16 protein-coding genes are annotated in these 15,867 nt (G+C 67.3%); 7 read left to right on the top strand and 9 right to left on the bottom strand.

Going from position 1 to position 15,867, the window contains the following annotated elements; all coding sequences use genetic code 11:
* Positions 1 to 2: 2 nt before the first annotated feature.
* The 3 genes from ACI1V7_RS07510 to hmgA form a co-directional block, all read right to left on the bottom strand.
* Positions 3 to 815: an OBAP family protein gene (locus ACI1V7_RS07510; RefSeq protein ID WP_404531125.1), complete on the bottom strand. Its 813-nt coding sequence runs from the start codon at positions 813 to 815 to the stop codon at positions 3 to 5.
* Positions 816 to 857: 42 nt separating this feature from the next.
* Positions 858 to 2,201, bottom strand: a complete 1,344-nt coding sequence (locus ACI1V7_RS07515; RefSeq protein ID WP_404531126.1) for a hemolysin family protein — start codon at positions 2,199 to 2,201, stop codon at positions 858 to 860.
* 134 nt (positions 2,202 to 2,335) lie between these two features.
* On the bottom strand, positions 2,336 to 3,616 hold the full coding sequence (hmgA, locus tag ACI1V7_RS07520; protein WP_404531557.1) for a homogentisate 1,2-dioxygenase: 1,281 nt from the start codon (positions 3,614 to 3,616) through the stop codon (positions 2,336 to 2,338).
* Positions 3,617 to 3,766: 150 nt separating this feature from the next.
* Here hmgA and ACI1V7_RS07525 point away from each other — a divergent pair, with 150 nt between their 5' ends.
* From ACI1V7_RS07525 to ACI1V7_RS07540, 4 genes are all read left to right on the top strand, one after another.
* Positions 3,767 to 4,672, top strand: a complete 906-nt coding sequence (locus ACI1V7_RS07525; RefSeq protein WP_404531127.1) for a LysR family transcriptional regulator — start codon at positions 3,767 to 3,769, stop codon at positions 4,670 to 4,672.
* A gap of 49 nt (positions 4,673 to 4,721) precedes the next feature.
* Complete coding sequence (gene hppD, locus ACI1V7_RS07530) at positions 4,722 to 5,801, top strand: 4-hydroxyphenylpyruvate dioxygenase (protein ID WP_404531128.1); 1,080 nt, start codon at positions 4,722 to 4,724, stop codon at positions 5,799 to 5,801.
* Positions 5,802 to 5,888: 87 nt separating this feature from the next.
* Positions 5,889 to 6,248, top strand: coding sequence for a CidA/LrgA family protein (locus tag ACI1V7_RS07535; RefSeq protein ID WP_404531130.1), 360 nt, complete (start codon positions 5,889 to 5,891; stop codon positions 6,246 to 6,248).
* On the top strand, positions 6,241 to 6,981 hold the full coding sequence (locus ACI1V7_RS07540; RefSeq protein ID WP_404531131.1) for an LrgB family protein: 741 nt from the start codon (positions 6,241 to 6,243) through the stop codon (positions 6,979 to 6,981). Before ACI1V7_RS07535 ends, ACI1V7_RS07540 begins: the two co-directional genes overlap by 8 nt.
* 142 nt (positions 6,982 to 7,123) lie before the next feature.
* Here the strand turns inward: ACI1V7_RS07540 and ACI1V7_RS07545 are convergent, their stop codons facing one another.
* Positions 7,124 to 7,702, bottom strand: a complete 579-nt coding sequence (locus tag ACI1V7_RS07545) for a hemerythrin domain-containing protein (protein WP_404531132.1) — start codon at positions 7,700 to 7,702, stop codon at positions 7,124 to 7,126.
* A 135-nt stretch (positions 7,703 to 7,837) separates the two neighbouring features.
* On the bottom strand, positions 7,838 to 8,383 hold the full coding sequence (locus ACI1V7_RS07550) for a GNAT family N-acetyltransferase (protein WP_404531133.1): 546 nt from the start codon (positions 8,381 to 8,383) through the stop codon (positions 7,838 to 7,840).
* 229 nt (positions 8,384 to 8,612) lie between these two features.
* Between ACI1V7_RS07550 and ACI1V7_RS07555 the strand changes: the two genes are divergently transcribed.
* Both ACI1V7_RS07555 and ACI1V7_RS07560 read left to right on the top strand, forming a co-directional pair.
* Positions 8,613 to 9,521: a manganese catalase family protein gene (locus ACI1V7_RS07555; RefSeq protein ID WP_404531134.1), complete on the top strand. Its 909-nt coding sequence runs from the start codon at positions 8,613 to 8,615 to the stop codon at positions 9,519 to 9,521.
* A gap of 161 nt (positions 9,522 to 9,682) precedes the next feature.
* Positions 9,683 to 10,597, top strand: a complete 915-nt coding sequence (locus tag ACI1V7_RS07560; protein ID WP_404531135.1) for a ZIP family metal transporter — start codon at positions 9,683 to 9,685, stop codon at positions 10,595 to 10,597.
* A 6-nt stretch (positions 10,598 to 10,603) separates the two neighbouring features.
* Here ACI1V7_RS07560 and ACI1V7_RS07565 read toward each other — a convergent pair whose 3' ends face one another.
* The 4 genes from ACI1V7_RS07565 to ACI1V7_RS07580 all read right to left on the bottom strand — a co-directional run bounded on the left by ACI1V7_RS07565 (position 10,604) and on the right by ACI1V7_RS07580 (position 14,681).
* The gene (locus ACI1V7_RS07565) at positions 10,604 to 12,166 is read right to left on the bottom strand and encodes an EAL domain-containing protein (RefSeq protein WP_404531136.1); all 1,563 of its coding nucleotides are present in this window, start codon (positions 12,164 to 12,166) and stop codon (positions 10,604 to 10,606) included.
* Positions 12,167 to 12,350: 184 nt separating this feature from the next.
* Complete coding sequence (locus ACI1V7_RS07570) at positions 12,351 to 12,830, bottom strand: DUF6644 family protein (RefSeq protein WP_404531137.1); 480 nt, start codon at positions 12,828 to 12,830, stop codon at positions 12,351 to 12,353.
* A 5-nt stretch (positions 12,831 to 12,835) separates the two neighbouring features.
* Positions 12,836 to 13,174, bottom strand: a complete 339-nt coding sequence (locus tag ACI1V7_RS07575; protein WP_404531138.1) for a DUF6152 family protein — start codon at positions 13,172 to 13,174, stop codon at positions 12,836 to 12,838.
* Positions 13,175 to 13,337: 163 nt separating this feature from the next.
* Positions 13,338 to 14,681 carry an MFS transporter gene (locus ACI1V7_RS07580; protein ID WP_404531139.1) on the bottom strand — a complete coding sequence of 448 codons (1,344 nt, stop codon included), beginning with the start codon at positions 14,679 to 14,681 and terminating at the stop codon, positions 13,338 to 13,340.
* Between the two features lie 164 nt (positions 14,682 to 14,845).
* On the opposite strand from ACI1V7_RS07580, the gene cyoA reads away from it, so the two are divergent.
* A complete protein-coding gene (gene cyoA / locus ACI1V7_RS07585; RefSeq protein WP_404531140.1) occupies positions 14,846 to 15,865 on the top strand; it encodes a ubiquinol oxidase subunit II in 1,020 nt (339 codons plus the stop codon).
* Positions 15,866 to 15,867 lie beyond the last annotated feature (2 nt).

Raw genomic sequence — 15,867 nt, forward strand, 5'->3', positions numbered from 1 at the left:
GATCAGCGAGCAGAAGCGGCGCCGCTATCGACCACGCCCGGGATATCCTGCGTTGGCCGCTTGAATTGTCCTTTGAGGTCGTCCACACCCGATTGCGGCTTGGCCAGCGGCCGCAGGTCGGCCCGATCCTTGCGCTTTTCGCTCGTCCGGATCTTCAGTTTCGTGTCCCGTTCTTCCTGCAGGTTGGGGAGGATCTCGCCGTCGCGGTTGAACGACCAGGCGAGTTGCGCCGGGCCCAGGGGCAGGCCGTCGCCGCGCTTGCCGTTGTAGCCCGTGTTCCACACATGCCACGTCTTGCCGTAGCTGTTCATCTTGGTCTTCATCAGCGCATGCTCGGCGGCGTCGGGAATGCCCGGGGCGACCAGCTGGCCGCTGAGGATCTCGCCGTTGTGCGGGTGCCAGTATTTGCGCTCGGCAGCGGGGAGGGTGTTGAACAGCTTTTCGGAGATGATGTACTCGATCCCGTTCATGTTCGCCGTGCGCGTATTGCCATCGAACAAGGCGCACTGGGCCATGTCTTCGTTGACCTGGTGGCAGAAGTGGTGGGCCTCGATCTGGTTTTCCGGCGCGTCCTTCATCGGGTGGAAGCCCACGAGATAGACGTCGAAGCCGGCCAGCGGCGCGTTGCCTTGCAGGGCCTTGGCGCCCGCTTCCAGCGCGAGGGTCTTGGGCGCCTTCGGTTCGCCCGCGGGCGCCGTGCGGGGACGGGCGTCCTGGGCGAGGGCCGGCAGGGCAGCCGCGGCGGCGAATCCGGCGACGAATCCGGCGACGAGCGCGCCGGGGAGCACTACGCGAACATGACGCTGGGCAGGCATGGGATCTCCTTCATCGTGGTGGGATGGGGAGATCCTAGCGGCTCACGACGGGGCGCGCCGTTCGCTTGGCGCCTGTGCAGCCGGGGCCGGCTCCACGCGCGAGACGAGCAGCCGGTCGATGCGGTTGCCGTCCATGTCGACGACCTCGAAACGCCAGCCGCCCCAGTCCAGGCGGTCGCCGGCCTTGGGGATCACGCCCAGCTGGTACAGAATGAAGCCGGCCAGCGTGTGGTAGGCGTCCTCTTCCTCGTCCGGGAAGTCGATCTCGGCGCCCGTCAGGTAGCGGAAGCGGTCCAGGACCATGCCGCCGTCGACGAGCCAGCTGCCGTCCTCGCGCTGCACGGCATCCTCGTGGCCTGCCTCGCCGTCGGCCGCGACTTCGCCGACGAGGGCGTTCATCACGTCGGTGAGCGTGATCATGCCCTGGATGTCCCCGTACTCGTCGACGATCATCGCCAGTTCCGCGCGGTGCTTCTTGAGCTGTTCCAGCAGGTCGATGGCGCTCACGGACTCCGGCACGTAGACCACCGGTTCGATGGCCGCGGCGATGTCGATCGCCTCCAGCGACTGCTTGCGGATGGCCTGGCCGAACAGGTTGCGGGCGCGGACGATGCCGGCCACCTGGGACCGGTCTCCGCGGTACACGGGAAAGCGGCTGTAGGGCGAGTCGGCGATGCGCCCCAGGTTCTCGGCCAGTGGCCGGTCGAGGTCGATGTATTCGAGGTCGACACGGGGCGTCATCAAGGCGCGCAGGTGCCAGTCGTCCAGGCGCAGGGCGCGCGCGGCAATGTCGTACTCGGCCTTCTCGAACACGCCGGCATCCGTGCTCTCCTTGATCATGCCCGTGACGTCTTCCTCCGTCGGCGTCTCGTCCTTGCGGTGGTGCATGCCGATCAGGCGCATGATGAAATCGGTCGTGAACGACAGCAGGCGCACGAAGGGATGCATGATGCGCGACAGCAGGTTCAAGGGACGCGCGATGATCGCCGCCATGGCCTCCGGGTAGAGGATCGCGATGCGCTTGGGCACCAGTTCGCCCAGCACGATGGACACGTAGGTGATGCAGACGACCACGATGGCCAGCGCGGCGGCGCGGGCATACTCCGGGTCCAGGCCCAGGGCGACGAAGGTGGGCGCCAGGCGCGCGACGAGCGAGGCCTCGCCGAATGCGCCCGTGAAGATGCCGATCAGCGTAATGCCCACCTGTACGGTCGAGAGGAAGCGGCTGGGATCCTCGTGCAGCCCGAGCGCCGTGGCGGCGCCGGCGCTGCCGTCGGCAGCCAGGCGCTCCAGGCGCAGGCGCTTCGACGAGACGACGGCCAGTTCGGACATGGCGAACACGCCGTTCAGGAGGATGAGGGCAAGGATGATGAAGATGTCTGACATGCGTTCTTGTTGGTGGCGGAGCGGCCCATGCCGTTCCTCGTTACCGGATGATCGCATGCCAACCCGGTCCCGCCAACGTCCACACGGCCGGTATCGTCCTTTTTTCCTTCCTTATTGCCCGCTTATCGGCTTATTTACGGCCTGTTGGGATCGAAATTGCGCGCGATGCCCGCCCAGCAGTCCTGGTAGTTCCGCTGCAGCAGCGGCGATGCCAGCGCCTGTTGGGTAGCGGCGAGCGGGTTCCTCGTCTCGAACATGAAGGCCATCGTGTCCGTCACCTTGTGCGGGCGGCTCGTGTCGGCGCTGCTGGCCTTGTCGAAGGTGGCGGCGTCCGGTCCATGGCCGCTCATGCAGTTGTGCAGGCTGGCGCCGCCCGGCACGAAGCCTTCCGCCTTGGCGTCGTAGGCGCCGTGGATCAGGCCCATGAATTCGCTGGCCACGTTGCGGTGGAACCAGGGCGGGCGGAAGGTGTCCTCGCCGGCGAGCCAGCGCGGCGGGAAGATCACGAAATCGAGGTTGTCGACGCCCGGCGTGTCGCTCGGCGAGTGCAGGACGAGGAAGATCGACGGGTCGGGATGGTCGTAGCTGATCGACCCGATCGTGTTGAAGTGGCGCAGGTCGTACTTGTAGGGCGCGTAGTTGCCGTGCCAGGCGACGACGTCCAGCGGCGAATGGCCGATCCGCGCGGCCCACAGGTGGCCGGAAAACTTCGCGACGAGTTCGAAGTCGCCCTCGACGTCCTCGTAGCGGGCCACGGGCGTCAGGAAGTCGCGCGGGTTCGCGAGGCCGTTCGAGCCGATCGGGCCCAGGTCGGGCAGGCGCAGCAGGGCGCCGAAGTTCTCGCACACGTAGCCGCGCGCGGCGCCGTCCGGCAGCGCGACGGAAAAGCGCACGCCGCGCGGAATGACGGCGATCTTCTGCGGTTCGACCTCCAGCAGGCCCAGTTCCGTGGCGATCGCGAGGCGGCCCTGTTGCGGCACGACGAGCAGCTCGCCATCGGACGAATAGAAATACCGGCCCGTCATCGAGCGGTTGGCTGCGTAAAGATGGATGGCGCAGCCCGTCATGGCGGCCGGCGAGCCGTTGCCGGCCATCGTGACCCAGCCGTCGATGAAATCGGTGGGCGCATCGGGAATGGGCAGCGGGCTCCACCGCATCTGGTTCGGCGAGGCGGCCATGCGCTCGACGTCGGCCTCGATGCCGCGATTGTCGATGCGCTCGAAATTGCCGTGCTGGGCGGCCGGCCGGATGCGGTACAGCCAGGAGCGGCGGTTGTGGCTGCGCGGCGCCGTGAAGGCGGTGCCTGAAATCTGTTCGGCGTACAGGCCGTACGCCACGCGCTGCGGCGAATTGCGGTGCGCGGGCAGGGCGCCCGGCAGCGCTTCGGTGGCGAATTCGTTGCCGAAGCCGCTCATGTAAGTGCTCGACTGGACGCTCAAGCAAGTCTCGTCGTTCAAGGTGTCTCCTCCCGTGTCTTTATCTTTACTCTAGAGTAGCGGCGCCGATTTTACGAGATGAATATAAAAATGTAGACTATTCATATCGTCAATAAGGCTATCTCGTGCATGATCGAACCCTCTAGCATCGACCTGAATTTGCTGTCCGTGTTCCAGGAGGTGTACCGCGAACGCCAGATTTCCGGGGCGGCGCGGCGCCTGGGATTGACGCAGTCGGCCGTGAGCAACGCGCTGGCGCGCCTGCGCCGGACCTTCGGCGACGAGCTGTTCGTGCGCACGGCGCACGGGATGCAGCCGACGCCGCTGGCCCAGCAGATGGCCGAGCCGATCGGAGCGGCGATGGCGCAGGTTGCCCTGGCGCTGTCGCAGCGCAGCCGTTTCGAGCCGGCCACGAGCACGCGCCGCTTCACGCTCGCGATGACGGACGTGGGCGAGGTGTACTTCATGCCCGTGCTGGTCGAGCGCTGCCGCGCGCTGGCGCCCGGGATCGAGGTCGCCTCGGTGCGGGCCAACGCGGCGACGCTGAAGGACGGGATGGAGACGGGAAGGGTAGACCTGGCGATCGGCGCGTTCGAGGACGTGTCGGAAGCCTTGTACCAGCGGCAGCTGTTCCGCCAGCGCTTCGTCAGCATGTTCCGCAAGGGACATCCGCTGGACGCCGGCAAGGTCGACCTGGGACGTTTCGTCGCCGCCACGCACCTGATCGTCGATTCGGCCCAGAGTCCTTACGACCGCATCAACGTGCTGCTGGAAAAAGCCGGGGTCGGGGCGAACAGCCGGTTCCGGGTGCCGCATTTCACGGCGGTGCCGTACATCGTCAGCACGAGCGAGCTGGTGGTGACGGTGCCGCAGAAGCTGGCCGAAAGCGCGGCGAAGCCGTTCGGCCTGAAGTGGATCGAGCCGCCGCTGGCCTTGCCGACGTTGCAGACCAACGTCTTCTGGCACCGGCGCTTCCACCACGACCCCGGCAACCAGTGGCTGCGGGGACTGATCGCCGACGTGTTCGCGGAGTAGTGCCGCGCACGCCCGGAGGAGACCAATTTTTATAAGAAGGAAGACTACGATGGCTGACTTGTTTGAGAACCCGATGGGCCTGATGGGCTTTGAATTCGTCGAATTCGCGTCGCCCACGCCGGGCGTGCTCGAACCCGTGTTCGAGGCGCTGGGCTTCACGAAGGTGGCCGTGCACCGCTCCAAGGACGTGGTGCTGTACCGCCAGGGCGACATCAACTTCATCGTCAACAACGAGCCGAAGAGCGCCGCCTACTACTTCGCCGCCGAACACGGCCCGTCCGCCTGCGGCATGGCCTTCCGCGTGAAGAACGCGCACGAGGCCTACAAGCGCGCGCTGGAACTGGGCGCCCAGCCGATGGACATCCCGACCGGCCCGATGGAACTGCGCCTGCCGGCCATCAAGGGCATCGGCGGCGCGCCGCTGTACCTGATTGACCGCTTTGAAGACGGCAAGTCCATCTACGACATCGATTTCGAATTCATCGACGGCGTCGAGCGCAAGCCGAAGGGACACGGTCTGTCCATCATCGACCACCTGACCCACAACGTGTACCGCGGCCGCATGGCCTACTGGGCCGGCTTCTACGAGAAGCTGTTCAACTTCCGCGAGATCCGCTACTTCGACATCCAGGGCGAGTACACGGGCCTGACCTCGAAGGCGATGACGGCCCCGGACGGCAAGATCCGCATCCCGCTGAACGAGGAAGGCCAGGCCGGCGGCGGCCAGATCGAGGAATTCCTGCTCAAGTTCAACGGCGAAGGCATCCAGCACATCGCGCTGCTGACCGACGACATCTTCGCCAGCGTCGACGGCCTGCGCGCCGCCGGCGTCCCGCTGATGAGCGCCCCGCCGGCGACCTATTACGAGATGCTCGAAGGCCGCCTGCCGGGCCACGGCGAAGACATCGGCGCCCTGCAGGCGCGCGGCCTGCTGGTGGACGGCAAGGTCGAAGGCGAGGGCAAGCGCCTGCTGCTGCAGATCTTCTCGGAAAACCAGCTGGGTCCCGTGTTCTTCGAGTTCATCCAGCGCAAGGGCGACGACGGCTTCGGCGAAGGCAACTTCAAGGCCTTGTTCGAGTCGATCGAGCGCGACCAGCTCAAGCGCGGGACGCTGAAAACGGCCGCGTAAGTGCGCCATTGGGCCCCTGCGCAGGCAGGGGCCCAAGTTCATCCCGCATACCTGCTATCCTTGTCCTTTTCGCACAAGGAGCCTCGTTTGCTGCCCGCCTTCGCCATCCTGCTCCTCTTCCAGTGCCTGGGAGAGGCCCTCGTGTTCCTGTTCCGCCTCCCCGTACCCGGCCCCGTCGCGGGCATGCTCCTGCTGCTCGCCGCCCTGGTCGCCTGGCCGCGGCTGCATGACGTCGTCGAGCAGGGCGCCAACGAATTGCTGCGCCACCTGTCGCTGCTGTTCGTGCCGGCCGGCGTCGGCATCGTCGTCGCCGCGTCCAGCGTGGGCGGGCACTGGCTGGCCGTCGTGGCCGGCCTCGTCGTCAGCACGCTGCTCACGCTGGCCGTCACGGCGCTGGTCCTGAAGGCTACCGGCGGGGCGGGCAGCAAGGAGGGCGGCGATGTTTAATTTCGACGAATTCACCCACTTCTGGGTCTACCTGGCCGCCTCGCCGCTGCTGGGACTCACGCTGACGCTGTGCGCCTACCTGTGCGCGCAGTGGATCTACGCGCGCTGCGGCTTTTCGCCGCTGGCCAACCCGGTCGCCATCGCCATCACCATCATCGCCATCGTCCTCGTCGCCAGCGGCATGTCCTACCAGCGCTACTTCGCCGGCGCCCAGTTCGTGCACTTCCTGCTCGGCCCCGCCACGGTGGCGCTGGCCGTGCCGCTCGCGCGCCAGGTGCCGCGCCTGCGCCGCAACCTCGTGCCGCTGGCCTGCGCGCTCGTGAGCGGCAGCGTGACGGCCATCGTCAGCGCCGTCGGCGTCGCCGCCATCCTGGGCGCGTCGCCGGAGCTGGAGCGCTCGATCGCGCCGAAATCGGCGACCACCCCGATCGCCATGGCCGTCTCCGAACACCTGGGCGGCGTGCCGGCGCTGACGGCCGTGCTGGTGATCCTGACCGGCATCTGCGGCGCCGTCATGGCGAAATTCCTCTTCAACGCGCTGCGCATCGAGTCGCACGCGGCGCGCGGCCTGGCACTGGGCGTCGCCTCGCACGGCATCGGTACGGCGCGCGCCTTCCAGGTCAGCGCCGAGATGGGCGCCTATGCGGGCCTGGGCATGGGATTGAACGGCGTGCTCACGGCCTTGCTCGCACCCTGGTTGGTGCCGCTGATGCTGGACTGGATGGGAAAATAAGGGCGGAGCCCCCACGAAAAATGCCCGCATCCGCGCGCGGACGCGGGTGCGGGCGGGGCGGCGCCGTGCGGCGACGCCGCCGGGGGAGCGCAGGCGGCAAGGCCGCTCGCGGGAGAGAATCGATACGCGCCGACGTCGTGCCTTATGCGGGCTTGCGGGTAAATGCCCGCGCGGCGAACAGCGCGCTGGCGACACCGACGACGATGGCGGCGGTGCTGCCCGAGAAGCCGACGGCGTGGTTGGCTGCCAGCTTGCCGGCCTTCGGCCCGACCAGCTGCAGGCGGCGCTTGGTCATGCGGCTGCCCAGTTCGGATAACTGGTCCTTGCTCATGGTCTGCTCGGCTTCCGGCAGCAGCACGGTTTCCTCGTCCGCCACGTGGTGGACCACGTCGCGCATCAGTTCGAACACGAGTTCGTCGTGGCGCGGGGATGCGGGATCGGTGCGGCGCAGCTCGGCGATCACGCGGCGCATCTCGTCGTGCTCCGGCTCGCTTTTTTCCATGACCTTCTGGTCGTGCGCCTTCGGACGCATGACGGGATAAAAGATTTCCTCTTCCAGCGTCGCGTGGATTTCCAGCGCATCGCAGATGGTCTCGGCCAGCGCCTTCTTGACGCTCGGACGCTTGTCCTTGGTGTACTGGTGGAAGATCGTCATCACGTGCGAGTGATCGAAACGGATCATGTCCGTGATGGTGGGGCTCAATTTATTCAGAGAAAACATTATCTGCTCCTCGCCTGTGTGGGGGTGAGGAACATGCTAGACCCGCCGCCGTTGCGGCCGCGTAGGAGGCACGCGCATGGCGTTGTCAGTGTACTACGTGTCGATGCGGTGCACGGCGCCGACCGCCAGTCGACGTCAGGGTTCCGGCCCGCCGCCCAGCATCAGCTGCCAGTAGCCGACGTCGACCCAGGCGTCGAACTTGCGGCCCACCTCGGCAAAATGGGCGACCTGGCGAAACCCCAGCCGTTCATGCAGGGCCACGCTGGCCGCATTCGGCAGGGCGATGCCGCCGATGGCGCAGTGGAAGCGTCCGCGCAAGCGTTCCAGCAGCGCGCCGTACAGCCGCGTGCCGCGACCGCGGGCGCCCTCGCCGGGCGCCAGGTAGACGGTCGTTTCCACCGCGTGGCGGTAGCCCGGGCGTGCGCGCCACTTGCTGGCATAGGCCCAGCCGAGCAGCCAGCCATCTTCCTCCAGCACGATCCACGGCAATCCGCCGTCCTGGACCTCGGCCATGCGGCGCGCGATCTCGGCAGCGTCCACGGGTTCGGTTTCCATCGACACCGGCGTCGTCAGCACGTAGTGGTTGTAGTGGGCAGCGATGCTGCCGGCATCGGCGGACACGGCGTCCCGGATGCGTGCGGAGGGCGGAACGGACGGCGTCACGGGGGCGGCATCGATCATGGGGGGCTATCGTTCCCTAAAATTGCATTATTACATTGCTATCGGTTCACGACAACAATCTGTCGTCGAATGTCCTACAGGCAGACGGCGGGAAAGCCGATGTTCCCGATTTTTGAGCCTGCGATCATGAATGCACAACGGGTCGCACTCGCCGCGACCCTGGCGCCGTGCCGCCGACGCAAGACGCGTCGTGGCCGGCTCAACCCCCACAGTGAACTGGAGATCTCGAATGTTTGCACACAACAAGCGCTTGCAGTACACGGTGCGCGTCAGCGAGCCGAATCCCGGCCTGGCCAACCTGATGCTCGAACAATTCGGCGGCCCGCAAGGCGAGCTGGCCGCGGCCATGCGCTACTTCACCCAGGCCGTCAGCGACGACGATCCTGGCCGCAAGGACATGCTGTTCGACATTGCGACGGAGGAGCTCAGCCACCTCGAGGTGATCGGCCACATCATCGCCATGCTGAACAAGGGCGCCAAGGGCGAACTGGCAGAGGCGGTGGACAGCGAAGCCGAGATGTACAAGAAGCTGACGGGCGCGGGCAACGACAGCCACGTCACGCAGGTGCTGTACGGTGCGGGCACGCCGCTGGTCAATTCGGCCGGCGTCCCCTGGACCGCCGCCTACATCGACACGATCGGCGAGCCGACCGCCGACCTGCGCTCGAACATCGCGGCCGAGTCGCGCGCCAAGATCGTCTACGAGCGCCTGATCGCGCTGACCGACGACCCGGGCATCAAGGAGGCGCTGGGCTTCCTGATGACGCGCGAGATCGCCCACCAGAAGTCGTTCGAGAAGGCGCTGTATTCGATCTCGCCGAACTTCCCTCCGGGCAAAATGCCGGGCGACCCGCGCTTCGCCGACACCTACTTCAATATGTCGCAAGGTCCCGGCGAGATGCGCGGCCCGTGGAACCAGGGCGAGAAGTGGAACTTCGTCACGGACCGCGACAAGCAGATGGCCGTCGACGGCGGCACGGGCGAAGCGGAGGTCAAGCTGCCGGCCAAGGACATCGACCTGCTCAAGCAGATGTCGGCCCGCACGCTGTCCGACCCGACGATCGACCCGCCCACGGGCGCCGAGCTGGGCATGGGCAACCAGACGGTTGCCGACGGCAAGACCGTCAGCGGCAAGTGATCGGCCAGCCGGCCATTCGCTAGCCTTGCCCGGCCGGCCGTGATGGTCCGGCCGGTCCCCGACGCTGCGCGCCGATGGCTGCGCGGCGTTGTCGTATTCGCGCACGGGCGGCGCGCAGCCGTGCGCCGCATCCGTTCGTTTCGCCTATGATTGGATACAAGATGGAAACGCCACTTCCCAAAGCCCGCCAGCAGTCCCACCTTCCGCGCGCGTTCGGCGCGCGGCGCATGGTCGGGCTCTTCATCTGCGCGCTGGGTTCCGTGGCCTTGCTGGCCGGCCTGCTCGAGCAGCTCGTCCGCGCCACCCCGAATCTGCGCGGCGCCCTGGTCGGCGGTGGCACCGCGGCCGCGGCGACGGCGCTGGGCACGATCCCCGTGCTGCTGTCCCAGCACTTCTCAAAACGCACCTACGACTGCTTCCTGGGCTTCGGCGCCGGCGTGATGCTGGGCGCGACCTCGTTCTCCCTCGTCATTCCAGCGCTGGCCGCCGCCGAATCCGCCGGCGCCGGCAACTGGGGCGCCAGCCTCTCCGTGGGCGCCGGCATCATGGCCGGCGCCGCCCTGTTGCTGGTGCTGGAACGGTATATCCGCGTCGACGGCATCCTCGAGCAGCACGATGCGCGCACGGCCCACTCGATGCGGCGCGCCTGGCTGTTCGTCTGGGCCGTCGCGCTGCACAACCTGCCGGAAGGCCTGGCCATCGGCGTCGCCTACGCGGGCATCGACCTCGAGAAGGCCAATTCGCTGGCCACGGGCGTCTCGATCCAGGACGTGCCGGAAGGCCTCGTCGTGGCGCTGGCCCTGCGCACGGTCGGCTACGGCCGGGTGCTGTCGGCGGGCCTGGGGATGGCCTCGGGCCTGATCGAGCCGGTGGCGGCCGTCGCCGGCGCCGCGCTGATCGGCGTCTCGTCCGGCCTGCTGCCGTTCGCGCTGGCCGCCGCCGCGGGCGCCATGCTGTTCGTGATCGTCAACGACGTCGTGCCGGAGTCGCACCAGAACGGCAACGGTACCTGGGCCAGCGTGGCGCTCGTGTTCGGCTTCGTGCTGATGACGGTGCTCGATACGGCGCTGGGCTGAGCGCGCCTAGGCTGCGTGGCGCAGGCCGTCGGCGCCGTGTGCGATGTCGGCGAACGGCATCGGCTTGCCGAACAGCCAGCCCTGGGCGAATTCCACGCCCCGTTCGCGCAGGTAGGCCGCCTGGGCCGGGTTCTCGATGCCTTCCGCGATCATCGCCAGCTGCATCGAGCGCGCCATCTCGATGATCAGGCCGACCACGCCGCTGGTCGGCGCATCGGTGCCGATCGCCTCGATGAACGCGCGGTCGATCTTGAGGTAGTCCAGATCAAGGCTCTCCAGGTAGGACAGGCTCGAATAGCCGGTGCCGAAGTCGTCGATGGCGACACCGATGCCCTGCGCGCGTAGCAGGCGGATCACCTCGCGCGCCGCCTCCAGGTGCAGGAAGCCCCGTTCCGTGATTTCCACGATCAGGTTCGAGGGACGGGCGCCGCAGGACGCCAGCATGGCGGCCAGCCGGTCGACGATGGCCGGCGATTGCACGTCGGCGGCGGACAAATTGATGGCCACGTGGAAGTCGGGATGCGCGCGCAGAAAGGCGCCGGCGTCGCGGCCCACGACGTCGATCACGTGCTCCGTCAGCTTGACGATCTGGCCGCTCTGCTCGGCGGCGGGAATGAACACGTCGGGGCCGACCAGCTCGCCATTGGCGCGGCGCCAGCGCAACAGGGCCTCGGCGCCCACCCATCGGCCCGTCTGCAGGTCGACGATCGGCTGGTAGAGCAGGAAGAATTCGCCGCGCCGCAGCGCCGCCGCCAGCGACATCCCGAGCGACATGCGGCGCCGCAGCAGCAGCCCGATGGCCGTGGCGGCGACGAGGCCGGACACGAGGCCGGCCGGCACCAGGCGCAGCGCGATCGCATGCGCGCGCTGCGCCACCCCTGTCAGCGGCACGGCGGCGACGGCGGCGATGGTGTCCAGCCTGGAGCGCACGATGGCCACCAGCATATCGCCGTCGGCGAACGTGGTCGTGCTGGCCGCGCCCAGGCGCCCGACCCAGGCAGGGTCGAGCCGGCCATGCGCCACGACCGCCCGGCGGCTGGAGAGGTGCAGCACGCCGCGGGCCACGCCGGCCGCGGCGCCGGACGCGTCGACGGGCGTGTCGCGGTGGATGATGGTGGCGTAGCCGCCACCCTCCACGGCGAGCAGCGCGCCCTGGGCGGCGCCGGGCAGCGGCACGTTCGGATACAGCAGGGCGCCGGAATTGGTATGCACGACGTCGCTGCCGAGCGGTATCGGGAACGGGCCCATCGACGAGCAGACGAGGACGCCGTTCTCCACCCATCCGATCGCGTGGATGTAGCTGGAGCCGAGCGCGATGCGGCGCATCAGCGCGAGCGAGGCGGGCGAACAGGGCTTTAGCCCGGAGCGCGCCAGCGTGCGGTTGCCCTTGATGATCTGCAGTGCCGCCTCGTCGGTGCGGTGCAGCACGTCGCGCGCGACGGCCAGCGCATGCTCGGCCTCCGCCGCCCAGGCCTGGCGTTGCGCCTCGCGCCAGGCCAGCCAGGGTGGAATCACCAGTGCGGCGATGGTTGCCAATCCGGTGAGTCCGAGGCCGAGGCGTCTGCGCATCTTGTTCTCCCAACGTTCCGATGCCAGCTCCGGCACCCTGCGTGCGGAGCGCCCGTGCGAGCGCCCGCCATGCACGCAGTATAGCTGGCACTGCCGTGGTAGCGGAGTTGGATGCTGTTCAATATATGTTAACCATAATTGCTCAGCACGGTCGGTTCTGTGCGCTGACGCTCATCCGCACCCGTCATACATAGGCCAGCAAGCGGCCGCAGGCGATGACGGCGATCCACAGCAGGATCGACACGCCGGCCTGCAGGCGCGCGCGCAGCGGCGCCGGCCCGCTGTCCGGCGCCGTGCGCCAGGGGCCCAGGTGGAAGGCAAGCGCATTCAGGCCCGCCGTCGCCAGCAGGCCCAGCTTGAGCAGGAAGGCGCGGTTGGCGAGCAGGTCCGGCGCCTGCGTGGCGAACAGCAGCAGGCCGCTGGGAACGACGAGCAGCAGGCTGGCCAGCGACCAGGGCAGGGTGTGACGGGCGAGGGCGCGCAGCGGCAGGGCGGCGCCGAAGCCGAGGACGCGCAGGTCGAACACGAGCACCGCCCCCACCAGCAGCACGAAGCCGAGGATGTGGACGGTCTCCACCAGCGGGTACAGCCAGGCATCGCCGCGCAAGCCCTCGGCCAGCGGCGACGCCGCCAGCCGCGTCGGGGCCTGCGCGAGGGGCTCCATCCGGTTCAGCGCAGCTCGGTGGCCTTGCCGGCGATCGTGATGCGCTCGGCGCGCAATTCGCCTGACTTGCTGCGGTGCGGATAGCCGTAGACGGTGACGCTGGTACCGTCGGCCAGCATCGCCTTCGACAGCCCGCGGCTGTCCATGCGGGCCGGCGGGGCCAGCACGACATGCCAGGCCTTGTCCGCCGTCTTCAGGTCGACGTAGCCGTGCGGGTTCTCGTAGCCAGATTGCTGGATGGTGCCCGTGAGTTCGAGCGGCTTGGCGGCGTCGTATTCGCTCCAGCCATGGTGGGCCCAGGCGCTTGCGCAGACCAGGGTAGCCATCAGGAACAATCTTTTCATGATTCCTCCAGGAGGGACGGGGCAATGCACGCGGTTGCCCGCCGATTCTACGCTGTCCTATCTTTTGCCAGGCGCGCGCCAGCTATATATAAGGCAATCTGTCGCCGTACCGCAAGAAAAAGCCCCGGCACAGGCCGGGGCTTGGTGCGGACGGGAACCGGGACTAGCGGCGGATCTCCAGGGCGCGGTTCAGGCTCAGTGCCGCAAGCGAGCCGACGGCGCCGGACAGCAGGTAGAGGCTGACGTAGCCGAGGCCGAAGTTGGCGGCCAGGCCCAGGGCGACCAGCGGCGCGAAGGCGGCGCCGACCAGCCAGGCCAGGTCCGAGGTCAGCGCGGCGCCGGTGTATCGGTAGTTCGGCAGGAAGTTCGAGGTGACGGCGCCGGCGGCCTGGCCGTAGGAGAGGCCCAGCAGCAGGAAGCCCACCAGGATGAAGGTGTTCTGGCCCGAGGTGCCGCCGTCCATGAGGGTCGGCACGAAGCCGGCGAACAGGGCGATCAGGGCGGCCAGCGTGCCGAGGGTGTTGCGGCGGCCGAATTTATCGGCGATCCAGCCGGAGGCCAGGACGCCGACGATGCCCAGGCCCGCCCCCCACATCTGGACGACGAGGAAGTCGGCCATCGAGCGGGTGTCGTACAGCTGGATCCAGGACAGGGGGAACACGGTCACGAGGTGGAACAGCGCGTAGCTGGCCAGGGCGGCGAGGGCGCCGAGCACGATGGTGGTGCCCTGGTTGCCGACCACTTCACGGGCCGGCACGGCGTCGAGCTGGTGTTCGTCCAGCAGGTGCACGTAGTCGGGCGTGGAGACGAGGCGCAGGCGGGCGAACAGCGCGACGACGTTGATCGCGAAGGCGACGAAGAAGGGGAAACGCCAGCCCCAGACGAGGAAGTCGTCCTGGGACAGCTGGGACATCAGGTAGGCGAAGATGCCGGCGGCGATGATGAAGCCCACCGGTGCGCCCAGTTGTCCGAGCATCGCGTACCATCCGCGCTTCCCTTCCGGTGCGCTCAGGGCAAGCAGCGACGGCAGCCCGTCCCAGGAGCCGCCCAGCGCGGCCCCCTGGCCGAGACGCAGGATGATCAGCGAGACGATGGCCCATTCGCCCCAGCGCGAGTAGGTCGGCAGGCCGGCGATGGACACCGTCGCGGTGCCGAGCATGAAGAGGGCGATGGTCAGCTTGATCTCGCGGCTGAAATGCCGCTGGATCGCCATGAACACCAGCGTGCCGATGGGGCGCGCCACATAGGCGAGTGCGAAGATGGCAAACGAATACAGGGTACCTTCGAGCCGGTCCGCGAACGGGAAGAACACGGCGGGGAACACGAGCACCGAGGCGATCGCGTACACGAAGAAATCGAAGTATTCGGAAGCGCGGCCGATGACCACGCCGACCGCGATGTCGCCCGGTGCGACGCGGTCGTCGCGGGCGTTGATGTTGCGGGCACCGCTGTGGTGTCCGGTGATGGGAGCGGCGCCTGCGTCGCCGTACGTCGTCGAGCTCTGCATAAGGGTCTCCTTGGGAAGCTGGCAGCCCCCGGCCGGATACTTTGCTCAACCCCCTTGAAAAGTTGCTAAAACGAAAGGGGTGGGACAAAACGTCCAATCGCCAAAGGCACGCCGATGGAGTTACATTAGCATGTTATCTTTCCCATGTAACGTAAAACACAAGCATGATTCCTAAAACCGCCCGTCGAGGACTGCTCCTCGCCCCGTTGGCAGCGCTGGCCGGCTGCAATACGGTGGTGATGAACCCGTCCGGTGACATTGCTGTACAGCAGGCGCATCTGATCACCATCTCGGTGATCCTGATGCTGTTGATCATTGTTCCGGTGATGATCCTGATCATCTGGTTTGCCCGCAAATACCGTGCGAGCAATACCGAAGCAGAATACCTGCCGGATTGGGATCACTCGACCAAGCTCGAACTGGTCATCTGGGGCGCTCCGCTCCTGATCGTGATCGTGCTGGGTCTCGTGACCTGGATCTACACCCACAAGCTGGACCCGTACCGTCCGCTGGAACGCCTGGACGCCAACCGTCCGATCCCCGCTTCCGCCAAGCCGCTCGTGGTGCAGGCCGTGGCGATGGACTGGAAATGGCTGTTCATCTACCCGGAGCAGGGCATCGCGACGGTGAACGAACTGGTGGTCCCGGTCGACGTGCCGGTGCGCTTCAAGATCAGCGCGACCTCGGTCATGAATGCGTTCTACGTTCCTGAACTGGCCGGCATGATCTACGCGATGCCGGGCATGGAAACCACGCTCAACGCCGTCCAGAACAAGCCGGTCCAGTCGATGGGCTTCTCGGCCAACTACAGCGGCGCCGGCTATTCGGACATGCGTTTCTCCTACCGCGGCGTCGCCCAGGGCGATTTCGACGGCTGGGTGCAGTCGGTCAAGAGCGGCAGCGCCGGCAACCTCGACCGCGCCAACTACCTGGCGCTCGAGAAGCCGAGCATCAAGGATCCCGTGCGCCACTACGGCAGCGTGGACGGCGACCTGTTCTATCGTGTCCTGAACCGCTGCGTCGCCGACGGCGTCGTCTGCATGGACAAGATGATGCAGGAAGACGCGAACAAGGCACGCGAGATGGCCATGCGCCGGATGCCCCAACAAGCGGCAGCGACCCGTCTGGCCCAGGCCAACGGCGAGGTTTGCACCACGCCCGATGAATCTGTGAAGAAGAAGTAACC

The sequence above is a fragment of the Massilia paldalensis genome, assembly GCF_044901715.1.
GTDB classification, from domain to species: Bacteria; Pseudomonadota; Gammaproteobacteria; order Burkholderiales; family Burkholderiaceae_D; genus Telluria; species Telluria paldalensis.